The 26,270-nt window shown below is 67.9% G+C and carries 26 protein-coding genes and 1 tRNA gene; 4 read left to right on the forward strand and 23 right to left on the reverse strand.

What is annotated here, in order from left to right; translation table 11 throughout:
- Positions 1 to 173: 173 nt before the first annotated feature.
- Positions 174 to 248, forward strand: a tRNA-Val gene (locus ED208_RS16070).
- A gap of 58 nt (positions 249 to 306) precedes the next feature.
- On the opposite strand, the gene ED208_RS16075 is transcribed toward ED208_RS16070, so the two are convergent.
- A complete protein-coding gene (locus tag ED208_RS16075; protein ID WP_123212950.1) occupies positions 307 to 1,956 on the reverse strand; it encodes an isovaleryl-CoA dehydrogenase in 1,650 nt (549 codons plus the stop codon).
- Positions 1,957 to 2,047: 91 nt separating this feature from the next.
- Between ED208_RS16075 and mfd the strand changes: the two genes are divergently transcribed.
- Together mfd and ED208_RS16085 are read left to right on the forward strand one after the other, a co-directional pair.
- Positions 2,048 to 5,437 carry a transcription-repair coupling factor gene (mfd, locus tag ED208_RS16080; RefSeq protein ID WP_123212951.1) on the forward strand — a complete coding sequence of 1,130 codons (3,390 nt, stop codon included), beginning with the start codon at positions 2,048 to 2,050 and terminating at the stop codon, positions 5,435 to 5,437.
- Positions 5,434 to 6,006, forward strand: a complete 573-nt coding sequence (locus ED208_RS16085; protein ID WP_123212952.1) for a CsiV family protein — start codon at positions 5,434 to 5,436, stop codon at positions 6,004 to 6,006. Before mfd ends, ED208_RS16085 begins: the two co-directional genes overlap by 4 nt.
- A 21-nt stretch (positions 6,007 to 6,027) precedes the next feature.
- Here ED208_RS16085 and ED208_RS16090 read toward each other — a convergent pair whose 3' ends face one another.
- The 22 genes from ED208_RS16090 to rpoE all read right to left on the reverse strand — a co-directional run bounded on the left by ED208_RS16090 (position 6,028) and on the right by rpoE (position 24,541).
- A complete protein-coding gene (locus ED208_RS16090; RefSeq protein ID WP_158608597.1) occupies positions 6,028 to 7,332 on the reverse strand; it encodes an SPOR domain-containing protein in 1,305 nt (434 codons plus the stop codon).
- A 156-nt stretch (positions 7,333 to 7,488) separates the two neighbouring features.
- Entirely contained in the window at positions 7,489 to 8,241 is a 753-nt protein-coding gene (locus ED208_RS16095; RefSeq protein ID WP_123212954.1) for an S-methyl-5'-thioinosine phosphorylase, read from the reverse strand.
- A 136-nt stretch (positions 8,242 to 8,377) separates the two neighbouring features.
- Positions 8,378 to 8,926, reverse strand: coding sequence for a hypoxanthine-guanine phosphoribosyltransferase (locus tag ED208_RS16100; protein WP_123212955.1), 549 nt, complete (start codon positions 8,924 to 8,926; stop codon positions 8,378 to 8,380).
- Positions 8,923 to 9,900 carry a beta-N-acetylhexosaminidase gene (nagZ, locus tag ED208_RS16105; RefSeq protein ID WP_233575097.1) on the reverse strand — a complete coding sequence of 326 codons (978 nt, stop codon included), beginning with the start codon at positions 9,898 to 9,900 and terminating at the stop codon, positions 8,923 to 8,925. The genes ED208_RS16100 and nagZ overlap by 4 nt, the downstream gene beginning before the upstream one ends.
- The gene (locus tag ED208_RS16110; RefSeq protein ID WP_123212956.1) at positions 9,893 to 10,384 is read right to left on the reverse strand and encodes a L,D-transpeptidase; all 492 of its coding nucleotides are present in this window, start codon (positions 10,382 to 10,384) and stop codon (positions 9,893 to 9,895) included. Before ED208_RS16110 ends, nagZ begins: the two co-directional genes overlap by 8 nt.
- A gap of 4 nt (positions 10,385 to 10,388) precedes the next feature.
- Positions 10,389 to 10,859 carry a CYTH domain-containing protein gene (locus ED208_RS16115; protein WP_123212957.1) on the reverse strand — a complete coding sequence of 157 codons (471 nt, stop codon included), beginning with the start codon at positions 10,857 to 10,859 and terminating at the stop codon, positions 10,389 to 10,391.
- A 111-nt stretch (positions 10,860 to 10,970) separates the two neighbouring features.
- On the reverse strand, positions 10,971 to 12,290 hold the full coding sequence (gene rlmD, locus ED208_RS16120) for a 23S rRNA (uracil(1939)-C(5))-methyltransferase RlmD (protein WP_123212958.1): 1,320 nt from the start codon (positions 12,288 to 12,290) through the stop codon (positions 10,971 to 10,973).
- Positions 12,291 to 12,293: 3 nt separating this feature from the next.
- A complete protein-coding gene (locus tag ED208_RS16125) occupies positions 12,294 to 12,998 on the reverse strand; it encodes a hypothetical protein (RefSeq protein ID WP_123212959.1) in 705 nt (234 codons plus the stop codon).
- Positions 12,999 to 13,012: 14 nt separating this feature from the next.
- Entirely contained in the window at positions 13,013 to 13,903 is an 891-nt protein-coding gene (cysM, locus tag ED208_RS16130; protein ID WP_123212960.1) for a cysteine synthase CysM, read from the reverse strand.
- Positions 13,904 to 13,912: 9 nt separating this feature from the next.
- Positions 13,913 to 14,296, reverse strand: a complete 384-nt coding sequence (gene acpS / locus ED208_RS16135; protein WP_123212961.1) for a holo-ACP synthase — start codon at positions 14,294 to 14,296, stop codon at positions 13,913 to 13,915.
- Complete coding sequence (gene pdxJ, locus ED208_RS16140; protein WP_123212962.1) at positions 14,293 to 15,033, reverse strand: pyridoxine 5'-phosphate synthase; 741 nt, start codon at positions 15,031 to 15,033, stop codon at positions 14,293 to 14,295. Before pdxJ ends, acpS begins: the two co-directional genes overlap by 4 nt.
- A gap of 31 nt (positions 15,034 to 15,064) precedes the next feature.
- Positions 15,065 to 15,814 (reverse strand): DNA repair protein RecO, encoded by a 750-nt coding sequence (gene recO, locus ED208_RS16145; protein WP_123212963.1) that lies wholly within the window; start codon positions 15,812 to 15,814, stop codon positions 15,065 to 15,067.
- A 12-nt stretch (positions 15,815 to 15,826) separates the two neighbouring features.
- On the reverse strand, positions 15,827 to 16,714 hold the full coding sequence (era, locus tag ED208_RS16150; protein ID WP_123212964.1) for a GTPase Era: 888 nt from the start codon (positions 16,712 to 16,714) through the stop codon (positions 15,827 to 15,829).
- Positions 16,707 to 17,396 carry a ribonuclease III gene (gene rnc / locus ED208_RS16155; RefSeq protein ID WP_199720648.1) on the reverse strand — a complete coding sequence of 230 codons (690 nt, stop codon included), beginning with the start codon at positions 17,394 to 17,396 and terminating at the stop codon, positions 16,707 to 16,709. Before rnc ends, era begins: the two co-directional genes overlap by 8 nt.
- On the reverse strand, positions 17,393 to 17,764 hold the full coding sequence (locus tag ED208_RS16160) for a DUF4845 domain-containing protein (RefSeq protein WP_123212965.1): 372 nt from the start codon (positions 17,762 to 17,764) through the stop codon (positions 17,393 to 17,395). Before ED208_RS16160 ends, rnc begins: the two co-directional genes overlap by 4 nt.
- A gap of 44 nt (positions 17,765 to 17,808) precedes the next feature.
- Positions 17,809 to 18,603, reverse strand: a complete 795-nt coding sequence (gene lepB / locus ED208_RS16165) for a signal peptidase I (RefSeq protein ID WP_123212966.1) — start codon at positions 18,601 to 18,603, stop codon at positions 17,809 to 17,811.
- 8 nt (positions 18,604 to 18,611) lie between these two features.
- Positions 18,612 to 20,414 (reverse strand): translation elongation factor 4, encoded by a 1,803-nt coding sequence (gene lepA, locus ED208_RS16170; RefSeq protein ID WP_123212967.1) that lies wholly within the window; start codon positions 20,412 to 20,414, stop codon positions 18,612 to 18,614.
- 61 nt (positions 20,415 to 20,475) lie between these two features.
- Complete coding sequence (locus ED208_RS16175) at positions 20,476 to 20,724, reverse strand: glutaredoxin family protein (RefSeq protein WP_123212968.1); 249 nt, start codon at positions 20,722 to 20,724, stop codon at positions 20,476 to 20,478.
- On the reverse strand, positions 20,725 to 22,194 hold the full coding sequence (locus ED208_RS16180; protein ID WP_123212969.1) for a DegQ family serine endoprotease: 1,470 nt from the start codon (positions 22,192 to 22,194) through the stop codon (positions 20,725 to 20,727).
- Between the two features lie 56 nt (positions 22,195 to 22,250).
- On the reverse strand, positions 22,251 to 23,234 hold the full coding sequence (locus ED208_RS16185; protein ID WP_123212970.1) for a MucB/RseB C-terminal domain-containing protein: 984 nt from the start codon (positions 23,232 to 23,234) through the stop codon (positions 22,251 to 22,253).
- A 2-nt stretch (positions 23,235 to 23,236) separates the two neighbouring features.
- A complete protein-coding gene (locus tag ED208_RS16190; protein WP_123212971.1) occupies positions 23,237 to 23,860 on the reverse strand; it encodes an RseA family anti-sigma factor in 624 nt (207 codons plus the stop codon).
- A gap of 108 nt (positions 23,861 to 23,968) precedes the next feature.
- Positions 23,969 to 24,541: an RNA polymerase sigma factor RpoE gene (gene rpoE / locus ED208_RS16195; protein ID WP_123212972.1), complete on the reverse strand. Its 573-nt coding sequence runs from the start codon at positions 24,539 to 24,541 to the stop codon at positions 23,969 to 23,971.
- A 114-nt stretch (positions 24,542 to 24,655) separates the two neighbouring features.
- Between rpoE and nadB the strand changes: the two genes are divergently transcribed.
- On the forward strand, positions 24,656 to 26,260 hold the full coding sequence (nadB, locus tag ED208_RS16200; RefSeq protein WP_123212973.1) for an L-aspartate oxidase: 1,605 nt from the start codon (positions 24,656 to 24,658) through the stop codon (positions 26,258 to 26,260).
- Positions 26,261 to 26,270 lie beyond the last annotated feature (10 nt).

Here is a 26,270-nt window from a genome sequence, read left to right on the forward strand (position 1 = left end):
AACTTTGCCACCCTGGCCAAGCTGCTCAAGCAGCCGGTCATCTTCGACGGCCGCAACCAGTACGATCCCGCCTACCTCAAGAAAGCTGGCTTCCAGTACTACAGCATCGGACGAAAACCGGCCTGACAGCGTTGACGCAGGGGGTGCGGCTCACTACTATTCGCACCCCTGACGGACAGTTAGCTCAGTGGTAGAGCATCGCCTTCACACGGCGGGGGTCACAGGTTCAAGCCCTGTACTGTCCACCAAATGCCACAACAGAAAGCCCGCTCACAGCGGGCTTTCTTGTTTTCACCGTCCCCGCAACTAGGCCACGGCCGGCAGGGCACGCGCCAGCAGGGTCTCGAAGGGACTGTCGGCCGGCAGGGTGCCGAACGCCAGCCCCTGCTGACCCGCCAGGCGGGTCCGGCAGAACAGTTCCGCGACCGCCGGGTCGCCACCGCGCAGCAGAATCGAGGCTTGCAAGGCCAGGGTCATGCGCTCCACCACATGGCGGGCGCGCAGTTCCAGGCTGGCGGGATCGTCGAAGGCATGCGCCAGCCAGTTCAGCTCGCGGTCGTAGTCCGGGTGTGCGCCGCGCAGGGCCGCCAGTTCGGTGAGGTAGGCCTCGCGGGTTTCCGGCTCGCGTGACAAAGCGCGCAGCACGTCCAAGCACTGGATGTTGCCGCTGCCCTCCCAGATCGAGTTCAGCGGCGCCTGCCGGTACAGGCGCGGCAGATTGCTTTCCTCAACGTAACCGGCACCGCCCAGGCACTCCTGCGCCTCGTTGACGAAGGCGGGCGCGCGCTTGCAAATCCAGTACTTGCCGAGCGCGGTGGCCAGGCGCGCCATCGCCGCCTCGTGCGGATCGCGCTCGCCGGCGTCCACCGCGCGGGCCACGCGGAAGGTCAGCGCGGTCGCCGCCTCCGATTCCAGCGCCAGATCGGCGAGCACATTGCGCATCAGCGGCTGCTCGATCAGGCGCTTGCCGAAGGCCTTGCGGTGGCTGGCATGGTGCAGCGCCTGCACCAGCGCCTGCCGCATCAGCGAGGCCGAGCCGATCATGCAGTCCAGCCGGGTCAGCGCGACCATTTCCAGGATGGTGGCGATGCCGCGGCCTTCCGGCCCCACCCGCTCAGCCCAGGCGCCCTGGAACTCGACCTCCGAGGAGGCATTGCTCCAGTCGCCGAGTTTGTCCTTGAGCCGCTGCACGCGGATGGCATTGCGCGCGCCGTCCGGCTTCATCTTCGGCGCCAGGAAGCAGGTGATGCCGGACTCGGTGTAGGCCAGCACCAGCCAGGCGTCGCACATCGGCGCCGAGAAGAACCATTTGTGGCCGACGATCTCGTAGGTTCCATCGGCCTGCGCAAACGCCTTGGTGGTATTGGCGCGCACGTCCGAGCCGCCCTGCTTCTCGGTCATGCCCATGCCGATGGTCAGCGTGCTCTTGGCCAGCGCCGGCTTCACCAGCGGGTCGTAGTCGGCGCCGGCGACGCGCGGCACCCAGTCCTTGGCCAGCGCCGGCTCGTGCTGCAGCGCGGCAACGCAGGCATAGGTCATGGTCAAGGGGCAGCTGGTGCCCTGATCGGCCTGGTTGTGCAGATAGGCCAGGCCAGCGCGGGCGACGTGGGCGCCTGGCTTGCCGGCATGGCGCCAGGCGTAGCCAGCCACACCGTGCTTGAGGCCCAGGGCCATGATCCGGTGGTAGGCGGGGTGGAACTCCACCTCGTCCAGGCGATGCCCGTAACGGTCGAACAGCTTGGCCTTGGGCTTGTTCTCGTTGGCCTGGAAGCCGAGTTCCATCAGCTCGCCGCCGGCAATGGCGCCATAAGCCGCCAGATCGGCCTCGCCCCAGCCGCCGCCCTCGCGGTTGATGGCCTCACGCAGAACCAGATCGCTGCGATAGAGATTCAGCGCCGGCGGTGGCGGCACCTGATTGTCGACGCTGTGGGTGAGAAAACGTTCGGCCTGACTCATGACATCACCCTGTGAAGGTTCGGATCGCGCGATTCTGGCATGTGTGCATTGGCGGGCGGATAATCCACGCCCTTTTTACCCGCCGCCGCTCATGGCCCTGCCGACGCTGCCCACCCTGCCCGCTTCCACCACTGCGCTCCGCAGCCTGCCGCCAGGTGCCCAGGCGCTGGCGGTCGCCAGCCGGGTGCAGCAATACCAGGGTCTGGTGGTGGCGGTGGCCGGCGACGAGCAACAGGCCTACCGGCTGGAAGCCGAGCTGCGCTTCTTTCTCGGCAAGGATTGGCCGGTGGTGCATCTGCAGGACACCGAGACCCTGCCCTTCGACCCCTACTCGCCGCACCAGGAAATCCTTTCCGAGCGTCTGGCCGCCCTGCACCGACTGCCGGACACCCACCGCGGCGCGCTGATCGTCACCGCCGACGCCCTGCTGCAACGACTGCCGCCCGTGGCCTGGCTGCAAGGGCGCAGCTTCTTCCTGAAAACCGGCCAGAAGCTCAATCCGCACAGCCTGCGCGAGCGCCTGGTCTCGGCTGGCTACCAGAGCGTAAGCCAGGTACAGAGCCAGGGCGAATTCGCGCTGCGCGGCTCGCTGCTCGATCTATTCCCCATGGGCTCTGCCAGCGCCTACCGGCTCGACTGGTTCGACGACGAGATCGAGGCGATCCGCAGCTTCGACCCGGAAACCCAGCGCTCGCAGGACAAAGTGCCGGAAGTGCGCCTGCTGCCGGCGCGCGAGTTCCCCACCGACAAGGACGGCATCGAGACCTTCCGCCGCAACTACCGCGAATACTTCCCCGGCGATCTCAGCCGCTCGCGGGTGTACGCCGAGGTCAGCAAGAACCTGATGCCCGGCGGCATCGAAGCCTATCTGCCGCTGTTCTTCCCCGGCCGTGAAACCGCAGTGCTGGCCGACTACCTGCCGGCCAATGCGCTGTGGCTGGTACTCGACGATCTCGACGCGCGGCTGGAAGCCGACTGGAAGCAGATCGTCGAGCGCCGCGACCGCTACGACGGCAATCTGGAACGGCCACTGATGGCCGCCGGCGATGTTTTCCTCAATCCCACGCAGGCGCGTGCGCAATTGCAGTACTACCCGCTGGAGCGGGTCGGCATCGCGCCCGGTGGCAGCTATCCGGTGGAGGCCCTGCCGGCCGGACCGGAAGCGGTCAAGGCCCTGCTGGCCAACCCTGACGAGCGCCTACTGTTCGTCGCCGAGTCCGCCGGTCGCCGCGAGGCGGTGATGCACTGGCTCAAACCGCTGGGTGTAGCGCCGCGCCTGCACGAGACCTTCGAGCAGTTCCTGAGCGACCGCAACAAGGTTGGCCTGGTTCTGGGGCCGATCCAGGAAGGCCTGCGTCTGCCCGGCGCCTGCATCGTTGCCGAGGCGCAGATCTTCGGCCTCACCGCGCCGCAGGCGCAGCTCAAGCGCCGCCAGCGCGCCCGCGATCCGGAGACGATCCTGCGCGATCTCTCCAGCCTCACCATCGACTCGCCAGTCGTGCACGTCGAGCACGGCGTCGGCCGCTACAAGGGCCTGCAGACGCTGGATGCCGGCGGGGTCGCCAACGAATACCTGGTGCTCGAATACTCCGGCGGCGACAAGCTCTACGTGCCGGTCGGCTCGCTCTCACTGATCCACCGCTACACCGGCGCCGAGGAGCAGGTAGCACCCCTGCATTCGCTGGGCAACGAGCGCTGGGAAAAGGCGCAGGCCAAGGCACGCGAGAAGGCCCACGATGTCGCCGCCGAACTGCTGAAGATCCAGGCCCGGCGCGCCGCCAAGCCCGGCCTGAAGCTGGATCTCAGCGACGAGGACTACCAGGCCTTCATCGGCCAGTTTCCGTTCACCACCACGCCCGATCAACAGAGCGCCATCGACGCGGTGCTCGCCGACCTGCAACTGGAAAAGCCGATGGACCGCGTGGTCTGCGGCGATGTCGGCTTCGGCAAGACCGAGGTGGCACTGCGCGCGACCTTTGCGGTGGCGCGCGCCGGCCGCCAGGTCTGCGTGCTGGCACCCACCACCCTGCTGGCCGAGCAGCACGCGAAGAATTTCTCCGACCGCTTCGCCGGCTGGCCGATCCGCGTCGCCGCGCTGTCGCGCCTGCGTACCACCAAGGAGCAGAACGCCGCGCTCAAGCAGCTCGAAGAAGGCTCGCTGGACGTGGTGATCGGCACCCACCGCCTGCTGCAACCGGACATCAAGTTCAAGGATCTTGGCCTGGTGGTGGTCGATGAGGAACACCGCTTCGGCGTCCGCCACAAGGAGCGCCTGAAGAACCTGCGCGCCGAGGTGGACCTGCTCACCCTCACCGCTACGCCGATCCCGCGCACGCTCAACATGAGTCTGGCCGGCCTGCGCGATCTCTCGATCATCGCCACCCCGCCGCCCTCGCGGCAGGCGATCAAGACCACGGTGGCGGAGTGGGACAACGGCCTGGTCTACGAGGCCTGCCTGCGCGAGCTGAAGCGCGGCGGCCAGATCTACTTCATGCACAACGAGGTGAAGGACATCGAGGTCTTCGCCGCCAAGATCCAGGAGCTGGTCCCCGAGGGCAAGGTCCGTTTTGCCCATGGCCAGATGCGCGAGCGCGAGCTGGAGCAGGTGATGCTCGACTTCTACCACAACCGCTTCAACATCCTGGTCTGCACCACGATCATCGAGTCCGGCATCGACGTACCCAGCGCAAACACTATCCTGATCGACCGCGCCGACAGCCTCGGCCTGGCGCAGTTGCACCAGCTGCGCGGCCGCGTCGGCCGCAGCCATCACCGCGCCTACGCCTATCTGCTGGTGCCCAGCAAGCGCGCGCTGACGCCGGACGCCGAGAAGCGGCTGTCCGCGATCGAGACCCTGGGCGAGCTGGGCTCGGGCTTCGCGCTCGCCACTCACGACCTGGAGATTCGCGGCGCCGGCGAGCTGCTGGGCGACGAGCAGAGTGGGCAGATCGAGGAAGTCGGCTTCACCCTCTACTCCGAACTGCTCGGCCGTGCGGTGCGGGCGATCCAGAAGGGCAAGCTCGACGACGAGCCCTTCGGCCACGCCGCCTGCGAGGTCGATCTCGGCGTCTCGGCGCTGATCCCCTCCGACTATGTGCCCGATATCGCCACCCGCCTGGCGCTCTACAAGCGGGTCGCCGAGGCCAGCAGCGAGGACGCGCTGCGCGAGCTGCAGGTGGAGTTCATCGACCGCTTCGGCCTGCTGCCGCCGGCCGCCGAGCGGCTGTTCGACCAGGCGCGCCTGCGCACGCTGGCCGAGCCGCTGGGCATCCGCAAGCTGCGCGCGCATGCCAAGGGCGCGGTGCTGGAATTCGGACCGCAGCCCAAGCTCGATCCGACGAAGCTGATCGCGCTGATCCAGAAGCAACCCAAGGTCTACAAGCTGGAAGGCCAGAAGAAGCTGCACATCAGCGCCGAGCTGGCGGCCATCGACCTGCGGGTCGATAGTCTGTCCAAGCTCTTGGCTACACTCAGCGGATGAAACCGACGCTACGCACCACCTCGCTGGCACTGGCGCTGCTGCTGGCGCCGCTCGCCGCCCACGCCGACCGCTACCGGGTCGAGGCCCTGGTGTTTCTCAACCCGCCGCCCACCGAGGCCGGCCATGCGCCCCAGCAACCCGAGCTGGCGCGGGCCTATGCCCTCGACGACAGCAATGGCCTGGCCGGCGCCGGCATCAGTCTGCAGGCCGACAGCGCCAGCGTGCTGAGCGCGGAATGGGCCAATCTGCGCGCGGCCAAGCGCTACCAGCCGCTGCTGCGCCTGGCCTGGACCCAGGACAACCCGCCGGCCGCCAACGGCCCGGCGCTGCGGCTGTATGCGCCGTCCGGCGACGGCGTCAGCGGCCTCGATGGCTGGCTGCGGCTATCCGCCGGCCGCTTTCCGCACATCGAAGCCGACCTGGAGTACGTGCAAAGCCTCGATGGGCAGCCGCAAGGCTACCGGCTGCGCGAGCAGCGCAAGACGCCGAACGCCAACCTGCAGTACCTGGACAGCGCCCGCCTGGGCCTGCTGGTGCGGGTGGTCAAGCTGGATGCGCCAAAGCCCTGATCCCCGGGCAGCGCGGCGGGGTCAGGAAGACGGCCGCACCACCCAGATGCCGCTCACGCCCAGCTTGTTCCGGATCTCGTTGGCGGCGGCCTTGGCGTCCTGCTGCGAGGCATAGCCTGGCACCTGCACCCGCCACCAGGACTTGCCGTTGACCGTGGCCGGCTGCACCACCACCGGGTAACCGGCATCGCGCAGACGCTGCACCTGCTGCTCGGCCGAGGTCGCGTCGGCGTAGGAGGCAATGTTCAGGGACCACTCCGGGGCCGGCTTGGCCGGCGCGGGCAGTCTGACCAGCGCCGGGGGCGCAGTAGGCGGAGCCGCTCTCGACGCCGCCGGTGCCGGTGCCGGGCTGACCGTAGTGACCACCGGACTGGGCAAGGGTGCGCTCAGCCCCACCTTCGGAGACGGCGAGGGACTTGGCAGTACCGGCGCCGCAGACACCGGCCCGGGATGCGCCAGAGCTTCCGTGCTGCTGGACTTCTGCTCGCCCAGGATCAGGTCGAGCACCGTGGGCTCACGGACCGCGCTCGGCGCCGGGCCGACCGGGCTGGCGACGCTGGCAGTGGCAGGAGCAGGCGTCGGAGGGAGAACAGCCGGAAGGGGAGCCGGTGCGGCCAGCGGTGCGGGCGCGGCGCCGACCACCGGCGACGCGGCCGTGACCGGTTCCGAAGTCTCCAGGCGCGCCAGCTTGGAAGCGTCCGCGTGCAGATCGTAGGCGCGACGCACCGCGATCCAGTCGTCGGGATCGCGCGGGGCGGTCTGCGGCGGCAGGCCGGCGATCAGGCGGGTACAGGCCGGCGGCCGCACGGTTTCGACGCCATCGGCACCCACCGCCTGCAGCGCCAGCTGGCCGGCAGCGGCGCAGGCCAGCTGCTCGTTGCCATCGTGCTGGAAGAAGAACTCGCCACTGGTGAGGCTGATGCGATGGCCGCTCATGTAGATGAATAGCGGCCAGCTGGTGGAAATCTGCGGATGCTTCCACACCACCCGCAGATAGCCGCGCGAGAGGCTGAAGATGCTCTTCAGATCCTTGGCGTAGGCGGCAAACGGCAGACGCTCGACGCCAGCCTCGGTGTTGGGGCCGATGTCGACGAAACCATGACGGGCGAAGCGCAGGGTCAGATGTCCCCCGGCCTCGGTCTGGATCAGGTCCTGCTCCTGAAGGCCGTCGCCCAGGTGCAGCGGCAGCTGCTTGCCGTCGCGCTGCACCACCACGCCGCCGCTGACGGTATCCACCGTCAGCACGGCGTCGTCGGCGGCCACCGCGGAGACCGCCAGGGACAAACCGAACAGGGCGAACAGAAGACGCATCGGGGCAGCAGTCATGGCGAGCGACGGTAGAACGGGCATGCGGGTCGGCCTGGGGGACCGACCGCAGGGAAATTTACAGGAATATTCATGGGATAGCGCAAAACTCTAATGCCAACTGCGAAGTTGGTCCCAGCCCGTTGCGAAGTCCGGCACCGGCCCGCCGAGGCGGGCTCAGGCCAGGTTCGGCAGCGCCCGCTCCAGAATCGCCCGCACCTTGGCCATGCCGGCCTCGATGGAGGCATGGATCTCGTCGTGGATGCCGGCGCCGGCCGGCGACAGACCAGCCGCCCAGTTCACCGATACCGCCAGGCAGGCGTAATCCAGCCCCAGCTCGCGGGCCAGGGCGGCTTCCGGCATGCCGGTCATGCCGACCATGTCACTGCCCTCGCGCTGCAGCGCCCGGATCTCGGCGGGCGTCTCCAGACGCGGACCCTGGGTCACCGCCATCACCCCCTGCGCGCCGGCCTGAACCCCGGCCACGGTGGCAGCCGCCAGCAAGGCCTCGCGCAGCGCGGGCGTGTAGGGATGGGTGAACTCGACATGCGCCAGCGCCGAGCCCGGACGGCCGTCGGAATAGCTGTGTTCGCGGCCCCAGGTGTGGTCGATGAGATCGTCCGGCACCGCCACCTCGCCGGGCGCGAACCAGGGCGCAATCGCACCCACCGCCGCGATGGCGATCACCCGCTGCACCCCCGCCTCGGCCAGAGCCTTGAGGTTGGCGCGGTAGTTGATCGCGTGCGGCGGCAGCTTGTGGCCCTCGCCGTGGCGCGCCAGGAAGATCGCCTCGACGCCGTAGACCCGCCCGCGCAGCAGCGGCGCGCTGGGCTTGCCATAGGCGGTGTCGGCGTCGATGCGCGCCAGCACGTCCAGGCCCGGCCAGCTGTTCATGCCGGTGCCACCGATGACCGCGATCTTTGTGCTCATAGGTCGAACTTGTGGAGAAATCGTAGCGAGCATGGGTCAGCGCAAGGAATAGGAGCGCAACAACCGCAGCGTACTCGTGTGCGTGAGGACTGTGAGCACCGCATGACGCGGCGATTGCCCAGCGCAGTAGATTTATTCACAAGTTCGCTGCGTAGATGGCCGGCAACTGCCGCCAGTATTCCTTCACGTCCATGCCGCAGCCGAACACGTAGCGGTCCGGCAGCGACAGGCCGATGTATTCGGCGTGCGCGTCGGCGGCGCGGCGCTCGTGCAGCTTTTCCGACAGCACCGCCACCTTCAGCGAGGCCGGGTTGAACTCCAGCAGCGCCTTGCGGATCGCCACCAGGGTGTGGCCCTCGTCGAGGATGTCGTCGATCACCAGTAGATGCCGGCCACCCATGGCGGTATCCGGCTGGCGCTTCCACAGCAGGCCGCCGCCCTGAGTCGCGCCCCGGTAACGGGTGGCGTGCAGGTAGTCCAGCTCGAAAGGGATGCCCAGGCGGCGGGTGATCTCGGCAGTGGCGTAGAGCCCGCCGTTCATCACGCACAGCACCAGCGGCAGCCGGCCTTCGTAGTCGGCGGCGATGCGCAGCGCCAGACGGTCGTAGGCGGCATCCACCTCGGCGGCGCCGACCAGCAAGTCCGCCTCGCGCAGGATGCGCTGAGCCTCCTCGGCACGGCTCACGGCGTCGCCACCGGGCGGCGGTAGAGGCGCTTCAGGCGCGCGCTCGACAGCCGATTGGGCTTGTGGTCGCGCAGGGCTTCCAGCACCCGCAGGGCGCCGTTGCGGTCGTTGCAGACCGGGATCATGTCGCAGCCGGCTTCCAGCGCCAGCTTGGCGCGCTCTTCCAGGGTGCCGGCGACGGCGGCGCCGCCCATCGACAGGTCGTCGCAGAAGATCGCGCCGTTGTACTTCCATTGCCGGCGGACGATGCCGCGTATCCACTTCTCCGACAGCGAGGCCGGCGTGGCATCGACGGCGGTGTAGCGCACGTGGGCCATCATGATCGACTCCAGGCCCTCGTCCATCAGCGCCTTGAACGGCTGCATGTCGGCTTCCAGCGCCGGCAACTGACGACGGTCCACTGGCAATTCGACGTGGGAGTCGGCGGTGACCGCGCCGTGTCCAGGGAAATGCTTGCCGGTGGCCGACAGGCCGGCGGCGTTGAGACCCTGCCAGAACGAGCGCGCCAGTTCGATGAGCACGCCCGTCTCGCTGGCGAAGGCGCGGTCGCCGATGATCTGGCTGACCTCGCAGTCGCGGTCCAGCACCGGCGCGAACGGCAGGTCGAAACCGAAAGCGCCCAGTTCCTGGCCGATCAGCTCGCCACAGCGGCGCGCCTCTTCATGGGCCTTGGTGGGCGACTCCTCGTAGAGCTTGCCCAAGGTGCGCATCGCCGGGATGCGCGAAAAGCCGACCCGGAAACGCTGCACCCGCCCGCCTTCGTGGTCCACCGCCAGCAGCGGGCGCGGCTTCTTGATCGCCAGGATGTCGTCGCAGAGCCGCTTGAGCTGCTCCGGATCGCGGTAGTTGCGGGTGAACAGCAGCACCCCGCCGACCAGCGGATGGGCGATGACCTCGCGGTCCTCGGCGGTGAGTTCCTGGCCGGCGATGTCGAGCATCACCGGGCCGATCAGATTGCTGCTGGTATTACTCATGCAGTTCCACTTCCGTCCCTACCGGGATCAGGTCAAAGAGTTCGATCACGTCGGCATCGCGCATGCGGACGCAACCATGTGAAGCCGGCCGTCCCAGGGTATCGAGGTGGGGCGTGCCGTGGATGTAGATGTAACGTCGCATGCTATCGACGCAACCCAGGCGGTTGCGGCCAACCTCCAGTCCGGACAACCAGAGGATGCGGCTGGTGATCCAGTCCCGCCCAGGAAAACGCGCGGCCGCCTCCGGGGTATACAGCGGCACCTCGGCGCACACCCGGCGCGCGCGGAAGACCGCGCCGGCCGGCTCGCCAGCGCCGATCTTGGCGCGAATGCGGTGGCGCCCGCGCGGCGTGCAGCCCGAGCCCTCGATCTCGCCGGGGCCATTGGCGGCGGTCGATACCGGGTAGTGCCGGCTGGCATGCGCGCCGTCCCAGACGGTCAGGCGCTGCGCGGCGAGATCCACGGTCAGGCGGAGTATCCCCAAAACCTTATTCCCAATTCTTGTAGGGGGTCACGGACAGCGCGTGATTGTAATAGCGACGGTCGTCGCTGACTTCCCTGCCAAGCCATTCAGGTCGCTCGAACGCCTCGTCCTCGCTGGCAAGCTCGATTTCCGCCACCACCAAGGGCGCGTTGTCGCCCTCGAAGACATCAATCTCCCAGAGATGGCCGCCGTGCTTCACGTAGTAGCGGGTCTTGAGGATGATGCCGGTGCAGAGGGTGCTGATCATCTCCTCGGCCTCGACAGCGGGAATCTCGTACTCGTACTCGGCGCGGCTGATGCCCACTTTCGCCGCCTTGATGTTGAGCTTGCCGACCGTGCCCTCCACCCGCACCCGCACGCTGGCCGCCGCACCCAGCGGCGCCAGATAGCCGTGGCGCATCGGCACCGAGGCATGCGCGGCGGCGCGCCAGAGGTCGTTGGCGACCAGGAATTTGCGTTCGATTTCTATCGCCATGTGAGTCCTGTGCGGGTGGCGGCGTTGCCGCCTGTGAGGGCCCGCGCGGCGCGCGGTCTGTGAGGGCGCGCCTGCGGCGCTGTGAGGGGAAAGCGGCGACCGTGCAGCTCCTTAGCGGCCGCGCTCGAACAGCGCCATGCTTTCGACATGCGCGGTGTGCGGGAACATGTCCATGGCGCCCGCCTTGACCAGGCGATAACCGCCCTCGACCAGCAGGCCCGCGTCGCGCGCCAGGGTGGCCGGATGGCAGGACACATAGACGATGCGCTTGGGCTTTTGCGCGATCAGCACCGGCATCATCTCCAGTGCGCCGGCACGCGGCGGGTCGAGCAGCACCGCGTCGTAGCGCTCGCTCAGATACGGCGCCTTGGGATCGGGCTTGAACAGGTCCGCGACCTGCCAGCGCACCTCGGGGAACCCATTGGCGATGCAGTTGGCGGCGCCGCGCGCGACCAGGCCCTTGTCACCCTCCACCGCCATCACCTTCGCACCGGTCTTGGCCAGCGGCAGGGTGAAGTTGCCCAGGCCGGCGAACAGTTCCAGCACCGACTCGCCGGGCTGCGCCGCCAGCCAGTCCAGCGACTGCCGCACCATCGCCTGCGAAAGCGCGCCGTTGACCTGGATGAAGTCGGCGGGCTCGAAAGCCAGGCGCGAGTCGCTGCCATCCGGCGAGTAGCTCAGCGGCCGACGCTCAGCGGCCAGCGGCACGATGCTGTCGAGACCCGCCGGCTGCAGGAGAATTTCAAAGCCATGCTCGGCGCCGAATTGAGCGAGGATGGCGCGGTCCTCGGCGCTCGGGTTCTGCAAGACCCGGAACACCAGGCAGACGTGATCGCCGGCGGCCATCTCGATCTGCGGGATCGCCTGGCGGATCGCCAGCCGGTCGATCATCCGCGCGATGTCCTTGAGCTTGAGGCCGACCCGTGGGTCCAGCACCACGCAGGACTCCAGCGTCGCCAAAAAGGAGCAGCCGCGCTCGCGAAAGCCCACCAGCGTGCCGCTCTTCTTGGTGACGAACTTGACGCCCAGACGGGCGCGACGCCGGTAGCCCAACGAGCTGCCGGTCAAGGGCGGCACCAACTCCTCGGGTTCGATCTTGCCGATGCGTCGCAGGGCGTTGAGCAGCTCGTCCTGCTTCCAGAGGATCTGCTGTTCCGGCGCGAGGTGTTGCAAGGCGCAGCCGCCGCAGACGCCGAAGTGGGCGCAGGGCGGCGTCACCCGATCCGGGCTGGCGATCTTCACCGCCGTCACCTGCCCTTCGTCGTGGTCGCGCGAGCAGGCGGTGTAGCGGAACTCCACCGTCTCGCCCGGCAGCGCGTCGGCGATGAAGGTGACCTTGCCGGCCAGACGGGCGACACCCCGCCCTTCATGGTCCAGGCCGCTGACTTCGGCACTGTGGACACCCTGCGGCAATACCCGGCGACGAACCATGAATCAGGGACTCCAGCGACTACGGAAGGCGCGCCAGTGGGTGGCGCTCTGGCGCTCCAGCCAGTCGGCGACCAGGCGGCGTTCGGCGCGCAGGGATGCGCTGGTGCGCAGGCCGGTGCCGTGCTCCAGCGCCAGGCTCAGCAGATACGCGATCAGCGCATCGGCACCACTGCCGGCCAGCAGGCGGGCGCGGTCGCCGGTGGCCAGGGCCTGCTCGCACTCGGCCTCGCGCAGGCCGAGGTCGTGCGGCAGGTCGTGGACCGCCGCCAGCTCCCAGAGCGAAGCCAGTCCGGGCGCGAAACCGAACTGCTCGGCCAGACTGCGCGGCCCAAGCTGGGCCAGCAATCGCGGCAGCGCCAGGTCGGTCGCCAAGGCCCGGGCCAGCAGCAGGCTGCGCGTCTGCGCCCCGCCATCCCAGCACCAGAGCGGCGGCTCGCCGCCGGCCGCTGCCTGCTCCAGCGCCAGCAACAAGGCCGGCTCGCCGGTCTGGCCGTCAAACTCCCGCAGCTCGAAGCGCTCGGGACCGGCGTGCAACAGCGCTGCCGCCACCACCTTGCGCAAGGGCGGCGGCTGCAAGGCCGGCTGCTGACGGGCGACTCTCAGCGTGGTCAGCGCCAGCACCGCCTCGCCGTCGGAAAACGGCTCCAGCGCCAGCAGCCGCTTGGCCGCCGCCGGGTCCGGCACGGTCTTCAGATCGAGGATAAGCATCGGGTACTCGGGCCCTAGGCCGGAAACACGCCGGTGGAGATGTAGCGGTCGCCACGGTCACAGACGATGCTGACGATCACCGCGTTCTCGACTTCCTGGCAGAGTTGCAGCGCGCTCCACAGCGCGCCGCCGGAGGAAGGCCCGCAGAACAGGCCTTCCAGCCGCGCCGCCTCGCGCATGGTGTGCTCGGCGTTGGCGCTGCTGACCTCGATGATGCGGTCCACCCGCGAGCGGTCGAAGATCTTCGGCAGATAGGCCTCTGGCCACTTGCGGATGCCGGGGATGCTGCTCTCACCGTCCGGCTGTACGCCGACGATCTGCACCCGGGGGTTCTGCTCCTTGAGAAAGCGCGAAGTGCCCATGATGGTGCCGGTGGTGCCCATGCTCGACACGAAGTGGGTGATGCGGCCTTCCGTGTCGCGCCAGATTTCCGGGCCGGTGGTCTCGTAGTGCGCGCGCGGATTGTCCGGGTTGGCGAACTGGTTGAGCACCCGCCCCTGCCCCTGGCGCTCCATGTCGTCGGCGAGGTCGCGGGCGCCTTCCATGCCCTGCTCCTTGCTGACCAGGATCAGTTCGGCACCGAAGGCCTTCATCACCGCGCGGCGTTCCACCGACAGGTGCTCGGGCATGATCAGCACCATGCGGTAGCCGAGTGCCGCCGCCGCCATCGCCAGCGCGATGCCGGTGTTGCCGCTGGTGGCCTCGATGAGGGTGTCGCCGGGTTTGATCTCGCCGCGCTCCTGGGCGCCACGGATCATCAGGTAGGCGGGACGGTCCTTGACCGAGCCGGCGGGGTTGTTGCCCTCCAGCTTGGCCAGCAGGATGTTGCTGCCGATGCCGGGCAGCCGGCTGAGCCGGACCAGGGGGGCATTGCCGATGGTCTCGGCGAGGGTGAGCGCGTGCATGCCGCTATTTTACGGCGCGCGCTCCAGCACCACGAAGGCCAGCACCCGACCGTCCTCGTCGCTGAGCGAAACCTGACCATTGACGATGCCCAGCGCCGCCAGCCGCGCCTGCATCGCCGCGCTGTAGACCAGGCCGGGACGGCCGTTGGCGGCCTGCACGAAGCCGGCGTCGTGATGCGTGATGCCCTCGCGAAAGCCAGTGCCCAGGGCCTTCACGAACGCCTCCTTCACCGCGAAGCGCTTGGCCAGGAAGTTGCCCGGCTTGCGCGCCGGATCGAACTGGGCGCGCTCCTCCGGCATCAGGATCTTGTCGAGAAAGTGCTCGCCGTACTTCAGCCACAGCCGCTCGACGCGGGCGATCAGCAGCAGATCGGTGCCGACGCCGTGGATCATCGGGCCTGACGCACTTCGAGCATGCGGCGGCGCATCTCCGCCACCGCCGCCGGCAGGCCGACGAACACCGAGCGGGCGATGATCGAATGACCGATGTTCAGCTCGACGATCTCCGGAATGGCGGCGATGGGACCGACGTTCTCGACCGTCAGACCGTGGCCGGCATGCACCTCGATACCCGCCGACTGCGCGGCCTCGGCGAAGTTGCGGATATAGCTCAGTTCCAGTGCCCGCTCGCCGTCATCGCGAGCGTCGGCATAGCGGCCGGTGTGGATTTCCAGGTGCGGCACCCCGATGCGCACCGCCGCCGCCAACTGGCGCGGATCGGGGTCCAAAAACAGCGCCACCTGGATGCCGGCCTCGCTCATGCGCCGGCAGGCAACCTTCACCACCGACTCGATCATGCCGGCATCGAGCCCACCCTCGGTGGTCTTCTCCTCGCGCTTCTCCGGCACCAGGCAGACGTAGCGCGGCTTCACCGCACAGGCAAAGTCGACCATCTCCTTGGTCACCGCCATCTCCAGATTCACCGGCGCCGGGCAGCGGGCCACCACCCTCCGCACGTCTTCGTCCTGGATGTGCCGGCGGTCCTCGCGCAGGTGCACGGTGATGGAGTCGGCACCGGCCGCCACCGCCACCAGCGCTGCTTCCACAGGATCGGGGTAAGCGGTCCCGCGCGCCTGGCGCAGGGTGGCGACATGATCGACGTTGACGCCGAGACGGATGGAAGCCTTCATCGCAATGGCCAAGCGGAAATTTGCGCGGATTCTAAGGCTTGGCGTCAGTGGCCGGCGGCGCAACCGCCGCCAGCCCCGACGACCCTGCGGACTCCAGTTGGCGCAACTGCCGCAGCAGGAGCGCCGTCTGCAAAGGCTTGCCAGCCAACTGCCGGTGCAGCGCCTGCCGCAGCAGGCGCCGCGCATCCTGGAGCTGCCCCGCGCCGCGCAGACGGTCCTCCCGCAGCGCGATCAGGCTGGACCCGGCGAACACCTCCTCGCCGTCCTCGCCGACCGGCAGCGGGCCGCGCTCCCAGTCGTAGCGATAGCGCAGCCCGGGCTCGAGGTCGGCGGGCAGGCGCAAGCCGTAGCCCAGTTCGTCCAGCAGGCGGCACTCGAAGGCCCGCAGCGCCGGTTCGCGGTCTTCGCGCAGGCGCGGCAGCAGGCTGACATAGGCGGCGAACAGGATGGGGTGCGGATCTTCCCGGGCACAGAGCCGCATCAGCAGTTCATTGGCATACCAGGCGCAGAACATCGCCTCGCCCGCCAGCGGCACCGGCTGCCCCTGCGCCTCGATGCCGGTGACCGTGCCCAGCTCGCCGCGCGCCGACCAGGACAGCAGCAGCGGCTGCAGCGGCTGCAGGTAGGCGCGGGTCTTGGAGCGCGGACCGCGCGCACCCTTGGCGATCAAGCCGACCCGTCCGTACTCGGGCGTGAACGCCTCGATCAGCAGGCTGGTGTCGCCGTAACCGCGCGTGTGCAGCAGATAGGCCGGTTGCAGCTCGACGCGCCGGCTTTGCATGGGGCCGTGGCGCTACTCGCCGCCGGAGTAGCCGAACTTGCTGAGCGCCTTGGGATCGTCGCTCCAGTTCTCCTTGACCCGGCACCAGAGCTTGAGGAACACCTTGCGGCCACGCGCACGCTCGATGTCGCGGCGGGCATTGGAGCCGATCAGCTTGAGCGTCTCGCCGTCCTTGCCGATGACGATGGCCTTCTGACCGTCGCGCTCGACCCAGATCACCGCCTGGATCTTGTCGAGCTGGCCTTCGCGCTCGTACTTCTCGATCTCCACCGTGGTCGCGTAGGGCAGCTCCTGGTGCAGGTTGCGAATGAGCTTTTCGCGGATGATCTCGGCGGCGCTGAAGGCGGCGTCGTGATCGGTGAGCATGTCGTCCGGGTACATCGGCTCGCCTTGCGGCAGGCGCTCGAACAACTCCACGGCCAGGCCGCTGAGGCCGTCGCGCTTGAGCGCCGACAGCGGCACGATGAAGGCCCAATCGCGCAGCTTGGAGAGCTTCTCCAGCTCCGGCAGCAGGCGCTCCTTGTCTTCCAGGCGGTCGACCTTGTTGATCACCAGACCGACCGGGGTGGTGATGCCCTCCAGCCGTTCCAGCACGCCAGCGTCCTCGTCGGTCCAGCGCCCGGACTCGACCACGAACAGGATCAGGTCAACATCGTGAATGGCGCCCGAGGCGGCCTGGTTCATCACCTTGTTGAGTGCCCGCTCGGCCTTGCGGTGCAGGCCGGGGGTATCGACGAACACCACCTGGCCGCGCTCGTCGTGCAGCACGCCCTGGATGCGGTGGCGTGTCGTCTGCGGCTTGTGGCTGACGATGCTGACCTTGCGTCCGACCAGGGCGTTCAGCAACGAGGACTTCCCGACGTTGGGCCGCCCGAGGATGGTCACCATTCCACTACGCATGCGCGTTTTCCTTTAATTTTTCGATCATCAGGCGGGCCGCGTCCTGCTCGGCCTGCTTGCGGCTGGCACCGCCAGCCTGGGTTTCATGGCCATTGTCCGGCAGTCGGCAGCGGACCTGGAACACCCGCCGGTGCGGCGGGCCGTGCTCGGACAGCACCGTGTACTCCGGCAGCGGCCTCGACGCCGCTTGCAAGGCCTCCTGCAAGCGGGTCTTGGAGTCTTTCAGCGAATCGGGTTCCGGCGGCTGGCTCAGCAGCGGCTCGAACTGGCGCAAGATCACCGCCCGTGCCGGCTCGAAGCCGCCATCGAGGTAGACCGCACCGAATACCGCCTCCACCGCGTCGGCCAGTATGGATTCGCGCCGGTAGCCGCCGCTCTTCAACTCGCCGCTACCCATGCGCAGCAGCTCTCCGAGATGCAGCTGCTTGCCGAGTCCAGCCAGGGTGTCCTCGCAGACCAAGCTGGAGCGCCAGCGCGAAAGATCGCCCTCGGCCGCCTTGGGCCAGACCGCATAGGCGGCCTCGCCGATCACGAAATTGAGCAGGGCGTCGCCGAGAAACTCCAGGCGCTCGTAGTGCGCGCCGCCAGCGCTCCGGTGGGTAAGCGCCCGTGCCAGCAGGGAGCCGTCGTTGAACTGGTAGCCGAGAACCCGCTGCAGCGCGGCCGCCAGATCCTGACTCACTCGGCTCCGTCGATCGGTTCGCGACCCTGGAAGCTCAGCACCAGATCGGCGTTGTAGAACAGGTGCACGCGCGCCTCGTAGGCGTAGGCGAGGTCGACCTTGCCGCGCTCGCTGCGCTCGATCTTCACCTGGCGGTAGTCGAGAAAGGTGATGTCCTCGATGTCCCAGTGCCGCTCCAGGCCCTTCTGCACGGTGAAGGGGTCGACGTGACCTTCGCTGGCCACGCTCTTGACCGCCTTGGCGACCTTGAGCTGGTTGGCATAGAGCGGAAAGGTCTTGATGCCGATGGTCGCGACCAGCGCGATCGAGCCGAACACGAAGACCATCTTGAACAGCCCCATGCCCCGCTGGCGGCTACGCATCTGCATGTCGGAACTCCGTTTCGGTGGACTAGGCTGAAGATGCCGCGATCTTAGCGGATGCTGCCGCCGATGCGGGACAGCGCCGGTCGGCTGGCCTCGGCGTCCCAGCTCATCCAGATCAGGAAGGCACGGCCTTTCAGATACGCCTCCGGCACGGTGCCCCAGTAGCGGGAATCGCTGGAGCCGTCGCGGTTGTCGCCCATCATGAAGTACTGGCCTTCCGGCACGGTGAATTCGAAGTCCTGCGGCGGCCGGTCGGGGTTCTGCAAAATCTCGTGGACCACGCCCTGGTAGTCCTCGCGGTAGCGCAGCACCGGGCTGCCCTCGAACTCGCCCAGCAGCTCCTGGCTGAGCAACTGGCCGTTCACCGTCAGTTGCTTGCCGACATAGCGCACCGTGTCGCCGGGCAGGCCGATGACGCGCTTGATGAAGTCCATCTTCGGGTCCACCGGATAACGGAACACCACCACGTCGCCGCGCTTGGGCTCGCCCAGCGCCAGCAGCTTGCAGTCGCCCACCGGGCAACGCAGGCCGTAGGCGAAGCGGTTGACCAGGATAAAGTCGCCGACCCGCAAGGTCGGGATCATCGACCCGGAGGGGATGCGGAACGGCTCGACCACGAAGGAGCGCAGCAGGAAGACGGCGGCGATCACCGGAAAGAACTGGCGGCCGAAGTCGACCAGCCAGTTCGCCTTCGCCGGTTCGGTGCCGGCGGCGGCGGCCACCGACTTGCGCGCCGGCTCCAGCTTGAAACGGTCGAGCACCCAGAGCACGCCGGTGACGATGGTCAGGACGAACAGGATCGACGCGAAGTCGGTGCCGATGTGGGTGAAAAAGCTGCTCATCTAGTGCCTCACTTCTTCTTGTCCATGCCCAGCACCGCCAGGAAGGCTTCCTGCGGAATTTCCACCGAGCCAACCTGCTTCATGCGCTTCTTGCCCTCTTTCTGCTTCTCGAGGAGCTTCTTCTTGCGGCTGGCGTCGCCGCCGTAGCACTTGGCGGTCACGTCCTTGCGCAGTGCCTTGACCGTGGTGCGGGCGATGATCTTGGCGCCGATGGCAGCCTGGATGGCGACATCGAACATCTGCCGGTGGATGACTTCCTGCATGCGCTCGCAGAGGTCACGACCACGGTTGTAGCTGTTGTCGCGGTGGACGATGGAGGCCAGGGCATCGACCTTGTCGCCGTTGACCAGCACGTCAAGCTTGACCACGTCGGCGGCCTGGAAGCGGTCAAACTCGTACTCGAAGCTGGCGAAGCCGCGACTGACGCTCTTCAGGCGGTCGAAGAAGTCGAGCACCACCTCGGCCAGCGGCATCTCCACCTCCATCTGCACCTGGTTGCCGACGTAGCGCAGGTTCTTCTGCACGCCGCGCTTCTCCATGCAGAGCTGCATCACCGGGCCGACGTACTCGTTGGGCATCAGGATGCGGGCGACGATGATCGGCTCGCGCACCTCCTCCAGGCTGCCGGGTTCGGGCAGTTCGGAGGGGTTGTCGATACGCATCACCTCGCCGTCGGACTTCAGCACCTCGTAGACCACGCTGGGCGCGGTGGTGATGAGGTTGAGGTTGTACTCACGCTCCAGGCGCTCCTGCACGATCTCCATGTGCAGCATGCCGAGAAAGCCGATGCGGAAGCCGAAGCCCAGCGCCGAGGAATTCTCCGGCTCGAACTGCAAGGCGGAGTCGTTCAGGCGCAGCTTCTGCAGCGATTCGCGGAAGTCCTCGAAGTCGTCGGCGTCGACCGGGAACATGCCAGCGAAGACGCGCGGCTGCACCTCGCGGAAGCCGGGCAGCGCCTCGGCACAGGGGTCGGCACTGAGCGTGATGGTGTCGCCGACCGGCGCGCCGAAGATGTCCTTGATGTTGGCGACGATCATCCCGACTTCGCCGCATTCGAGCTGATCCTTGAACACGCGCTTGGGCGTGTTCACCGCGATCATGGTGATTTCGTAGTCGCGGCCGGTGGACATCACCCGGATCTTCTGGCCCTTCTTCACCGAACCGTGCATGACCCGAACCAGCGAGACCACACCCAGGTAGTTGTCGAACCAGCTATCGGCGATCAGCGCCTGCAGCTTGCCCTCGGGGTTGCCCTTGGGCGGCGGCAGCCGCTTGGTCACCTCTTCGAGCACATCGAGCACGTTGAGCCCAGTCTTGGCAGAGATGCGGATGGCATCCTCGGCGGGCACACCGATGATCTCCTCGATCTCCTTCACCACCCGTTCCGGCTCGGCGTTCTGGAGGTCGATCTTGTTGAGCACCGTCATCACTTCGAGATTCAGCTCGATGGCGGTGTAGCAGTTGGCGACGCTCTGCGCCTCGACGCCCTGGGAGGCATCGACCACCAGCAGCGCACCCTCGCAGGCAGCCAGCGAGCGGCTCACCTCGTAGCTGAAGTCAACGTGCCCGGGGGTGTCGATCAGGTTGAACTGGTAGCGCTCGCCATTGCGCGCCTTGTAGTGCAACTGCACCGCCTGCGCCTTGATGGTGATGCCGCGCTCGCGCTCGATGGGGTTGTTGTCGAGCACCTGGGCCTGCATCTCGCGTTCTTCCAGGCCGCCGGTGAGCTGGATGAAGCGGTCGGCCAGGGTCGATTTGCCGTGGTCGATGTGGGCGATGATGCAGAAATTGCGGATGTGGGACTGCTGCATGGAGTGTGCCGGTCGGCAAGAAAGCCGGAGCGGTCAAAAAATGGTCGCGGAGTATAGCGGTTCAGACCGCCCGGGGCCGGTCCAGCACCGCCTGCACCGCCGCGAAATCCGGCTGCACCGCGCAGACGAAGCTGCCGTCCGGTGCCAGCAGCACCGGAATGCGCAGATCGTAGGCCGCCAGCCAGGCGGGATCGGAATCGACATGGGCGCTCTCCACCTCCAGCCGCCCCTCGAACTCGGCCATCAGCTCCGCCTCGAAATCCTCGCAGAGATGGCAGCCAGGCCGGGTCAGCAGAGTGAAGCGGCGCACCTACTTCTTCCCCTCGGCCGGTGCTTCCGGCACCGCCAGGGCCAGGAACAGCGGCGCGCCATCGCGCTGGATCAGCAGCGGCACGCTGGAGCCGGGCGCCAGGCGGGCCACGACTTCCTTCAGCCGCTCGGCACTGTCGATGGCCTGGCCGGAGAGGGTCAGCAGCACATCGCCCTCGCGCACGCCGGCTTCCAGCGCCGGGCCGGGTTCGACCGCCAGCACCCGTACGCCACCTTCGGCGACACGGGCTTGCGCACGGTCGGCGGCGCTCAGCCGTTCCACGCCCAGGCCCAGCGGCAGGCGCGAGCGCACCGGCGCCTCGCCACCGGTCGCCACCTCTTCCGGCAGTTCGCCGATCTCGACCTTGACCGTGATCTGCTTGCCCTCGCGCAGCACCTTCAGCGGCACGTCGGCGCCCGGGTCGACCACGCCCACCAACGGCGGCAGCTCGCTGGAAACGCCCAGGTTCTGGCCGTCGAAAGCCAGGATCACGTCGCCGGGCTGGATGCCGGCCTTTTCCGCCGGCGAGCCGGGAATCACCTTGGCGACCAGGGCGCCCTCGGCACGCGCCATGCCGAAGCTCTGCGCCAGGGCACGGGTGACTTCCTGCACGACCACGCCCAGCCAGCCACGGGTGACGTGGCCCTTGTCCTTGAGCTGCTCGGCGACGCGCAAGGCGACCTCGATGGGGATCGCGAAGGCGATGCCGGAGTTGCCGCCGGTCTGGGAGTAGATCTGCGAGTTGACGCCAACCACCTCGCCCTTGAGGTTGAACAGCGGACCACCGGAATTGCCCGGGTTGATCGCCGCGTCGGTCTGGATGAACGGCACGTACTGCTCGGTGAAAAGGCTGCGGCCCTTGGCGGAAACGATGCCGGCGGTCACCGAGTAGTCGAAGCCGAACGGCGAACCGATGGCCATCACCCACTGCCCGACCCGGAGCTTGCCGGCCTCGGCGACCTTCACCGCCGGCAGCTTGTCAGCGTCGATCTTGAGCAGGGCGATGTCGCTGGGCTCGTCCATGCCGACCACGGTGGCGGTCAGCTCACGGCGGTCGGACAGGCGCACCAGCACCTCCTTGGCGTCCTTGACCACGTGGGTGTTGGTGATGATGTAGCCGTCCTTCCAGAGCACGAAGCCGGAGCCCAGGGACTGCTGATCTTCCGGCGACTCCTCGGGTTCCTCGGCCGGCGGCAGGCCGTTGGGCGCGTGCTGCTCGAGGAAGCGCTTCATCCATTCCGGCAGATTGTCCGGCACCGGCGCACCGCCCTCGGCCGCACCCGGCTCGGCTTCGGTGGCGGCAGCGGTCTCGGCCGGGATGGTGCTGATGTTCACCACCGAGGGGCTGACCTCTTCCACCAGATCGGCGAAATCCGGCAGGCGCACCTCGGCGGGAGTCCTGGAACAGGCCACCGAGAGCAGCGCGGCAACACACAGCGAGGCGGCGCGCGGCCAGACGGCAGACGGCATGGGCAAGGCTCCGGAACGGGGACGACGAGGCGATTATTCTAGGCCGCAGGGCGGCTTCAGGGCTTGGCAGCCTCTGGGGCATCCTTGAGCAGCAGGTGTTCGCCGATGTAGCGCACCGCCGCCGGCGGCGTCTCGCCAACCACGGTGACGTGAAAGCCGCCGTACACGCGGCCATAGGCATTCACCGCGCCCATGCTGCTAAGACCGACGAACGCCCGTTCCGGAGGCACGTCGCGGGCGGCGAACAGCGACACCGCCGACAGGCCGTCGGAAATCAGCACGTGCTCGACGGCGCCACGGCCGTCCTTGCCAGGACGGCGGTCGCGCAGCGTGACCTTGAAGCCGGCGGGCAACTGCTCCAGGCGCAGCGGAAAGTCGCTGAGATCGGCGTTGTCCGAGGGCGTCGGTTCCTGACGCACCACGGTGCGGAACTGACGGGCGTCCAAGTCGGGCTCGAAGGCCTGCACCGGCAAGCTCTCGGGGAACTCCACCTCGGTGAACATCACCTCTTCGAGAATGCGCCGGTCACGGCTGACCAGGCGCACCTTCAGCGGCACGCCGGAACTCTCGTCGGCCCAGATCTCGAAGCCATAGCGGTAATCGTCCTTCGGCGCCAGCTCCACGCCCTTGCAGTTGCGGCCGGCGATGCGGGCGTTGCCCAGCTCGCGCAACTCGTACCAGGCGGCCAGCGCCGCCAGGGTTTCCGGCGAGACCTGGGTCAGCAGGCCCTTGAGCGCCGGCCGCTTGAGGTCGAGCTTGCGCTCCTTGGGCAAGAGGCAGGTGATCTTGTTGTCCTGGCGGATGATCTCGCGCGGCTCGCCGGTGAGGGCGGTCAGGCGTTCACGCTCCACCCCGCCCTCGTAGCCGTGCACCAGACGCAGCGACTCGATGGCGCTGCCGGCGCGGTAGACCACCACGCCCCGGTAATTGGCGGTCCGCGAGGCGTCGGCGGCCTTGAGCAGAATTTGTTCCGGATCGGCCTGGGCGGCGCCTGCGGCGACCAGGCCCAGCACGCAGGCAGCGAGACAGCGGCGCAGCATGCTTATTCGCCGTCCGCGGAATACCCGGTCGTGTTCACGACGAAGCGGGCATTGGAGATGGCACCACCCATGCTGCGTTCGGCGAGGGTATTGCTGTGTTCCATCAGATAGCTGTTGAGCACCTCGGCGGAGGCGGCATCCAGCGCACGGCCACCATCACCGTTGGGCTCGGGCGCGCTCCAACGCACGGCGGCGACTTCGGCGGCCGGCACCGCCGGCGCCACGGTGGCGACAACCTGCGTGGCGGCATCACGGCTCAGCGGCTGACCGAAGAACAGCACTGCGGCGGCGACACCGGCGGCGGCCGACAGCGGCACCAGGCTGCGCCAGGTCGGGCGCGCGGCGGGCCGATTGCCGGTCGGCGGCTGGCGGCGGCTGTCCAGCCGCACCACTGTGGGGTGGTCGATGGCGTCCTGCTGCTCCTGCTGAAGGGCTGCCATCACGCCGGCGCAGAAATCGCCGCCAGTGGTGCGGACGGCCACGCCCTCACGGGCATCACGCGCCTCCCAAAGCCGGCTCCATTCGTTCTTCAGGGCGGGATCGCGGTCCATCGCCTCCAGCAGGCCGTCCCATTCGGCGGCGGTGGCGGCGTTGTCGACGGCAGCGGAGAGCACTTCTCTGGACATTCGGGACTTCCTGCTAAGACAGGTGACGGCCAAGCGGCCGCACGCAGACCAATGAACCGTTCAGCGACGATAAAGTTCCATGCATGGACGATGGAAGGTTGTTCATGACTAGTCGAGTAGCGGTGCCAGCACCGCGTCGATGGCCTCGCGAGCGCGGAAAATGCGCGAACGGACGGTGCCGATCGGGCAATCCATGGCCTCGGCGATCTCCTCGTAGGACAGGCCTTCCAACTCGCGCAGGGTGATGGCCGTGCGCAGATCGGGGGGCAGCTTGGCGATGGTTTCCGCCACCTTTTCCTTGATCTCCTCGGACAGAGCCGTCGCTTCCGGCGTGTCGCCATCGCTTAGTTGCTCGGTATGCCCGTAGAGTTCCGCGTCGGCGATGTCGATGTCGCGGTCGGCCGGCCGCCGCGAGCGCGACACCAGGTGGTTTTTCGCGGTGTTGATGCCGATGCGGTACAGCCAGGTGTAGAAGGCGCTGTTGCCCTGGAAGCCCTTCAGCGCGCGCCAGGCGCGGATGAAGGTTTCCTGGGCGACATCGGGCGCATCACCATCGCCGACCAGGCGGCTGACCAGTTGCACGATCTTGTGCTGGTACTTGCGCACCAGGAGCTCGAAGGCGCGCATGTCACCCGCCTGGGCCCTGGCTACCAGTTGCTCGTCTACGCCTTCCTCGCTCATGCCTGGACCCGGCGGCGGTCTCAAAGTCGACCGGCTCTGCCGCGCTAAACTCCCTTAAATTCGCCGACGCGCAAGCCGCGCGTCCTCAATGCCTGAAGTCTAGCAAGTTTGAACATGCCCTCCGCACCGACCAGCTCCGCAACCCCCTACGACGTGCTGGTGCTCGGCAGCGGCGCCGCCGGCCTTTCCCTGGCGCTGCGGCTGGCGCAGAAGGGCCGCTCGGTGATGCTGGTATCCAAGAGCAAGCTGGAATCCGGCTCCACGCTCTGGGCCCAGGGCGGCATCTCGGCGGTGCTGGACGAGAACGACTCGCTGGAAAACCATGTCCGCGACACCCTGGTCGCCGGCGGCGGCTTGTGTGACGAGGAAGCGGTGCGATTCACCGTCGAACGCGGACCGGGCTGCATCCGCTGGCTGCTGGCGCAGGGCGTGCAGTTCACCCGCGACGAGGAGGGCAAGCAGCGCCCCCTGCACCTCACCCGCGAGGGCGGCCACAGCCATCGCCGCGTGGTGCACGCCGCCGACGCCACCGGCCGCGCGGTGGAAACCACCCTCGCCTCGCTGGCGGCACACCACCCCAACATCACCGTGCGCGAGCGCGCGGTGGTGGTGGAGCTGATCGTCGACCGCGCCGCCAAGCGCGCCCACGGCGCCTATCTGTTCGACCGCGACAGCGGCGAGGTCGAGGCCGTCGGCGCCAAGACCGTGGCCTTGTGCACCGGCGGCGCCAACCAGGTCTACCTGTATTCCAGCAATCCCTTCGGCGCCTCCGGTGACGGCATCGCCATGGCCTGGCGCGCCGGCTGCCGGGTGGCGAACATGGAATTCATGCAGTTCCATCCGACCTGCCTCTACCACAAGGACTCGCGCAGCTTCCTGCTCACCGAGGCCCTGCGCGGCGAAGGCGGCTACCTGCGCATCCCCACCACCGGCGAACGCTTCATGCCGCGCTTCGACTCGCGCGCCGAGCTGGCGCCGCGCGATGTCGTCGCCCGCGCCATCGACCACGAGATGAAGCGCCTGGGCCTGCGCCATGTGAACCTCGATGTCACCCACCTGCCGGCCGCGTTCATCAAGGAACACTTCCCGACCATCTACGCACACTGCCTGGAGCTGGGGCTGAACATCACCAGGGAGCCGATCCCGGTGGTGCCCTCGGCGCATTTCACCTGCGGCGGCGTGATCACCGACCTGAAGGCGCGCACCGAGGTCGATGGCCTCTACGCCATCGGCGAGGTCGCCTGCACCGGCCTGCATGGCGCCAACCGCCTCGCCTCCAACTCCCTGCTGGAATGCCTGGCCTTCGCCGAGTCGGCGGCCGAGGACATCGAGCAGAGCCTGTCCAAGCGCCCAGCACCACCGGCGCTCCGGCAGTGGGACGCCAGCCGGGTCACCGACTCCGACGAGGACGTGGTGGTCAGCCACAACTGGCTGGAGCTGCGCACCTTCATGTGGGACTACGTCGGCATCGTCCGCACCAGCAAGCGGCTGGAGCGGGCGATGAACCGCATCGAGGTGCTCAAGCGCGAAATCCAGGACTACTACGGTAACTACAAGATCACCGCGCACCTGGTGGAGCTGCGCAACCTGGTGGTCTGTGCCGAACTGATCGTGCGCTCGGCGATGCTGCGCAAGGAATCGCGCGGCCTGCACTACACGCTGGACTATCCGCAGACGCTGCCCAAGGCGGAGCCGACGGTGCTCACGCCCAGCCACTGAGCCGGCTGCG

Source organism: Stagnimonas aquatica (assembly GCF_003730135.1).
Taxonomy (GTDB): domain Bacteria; phylum Pseudomonadota; class Gammaproteobacteria; order Nevskiales; family Nevskiaceae; genus Stagnimonas; species Stagnimonas aquatica.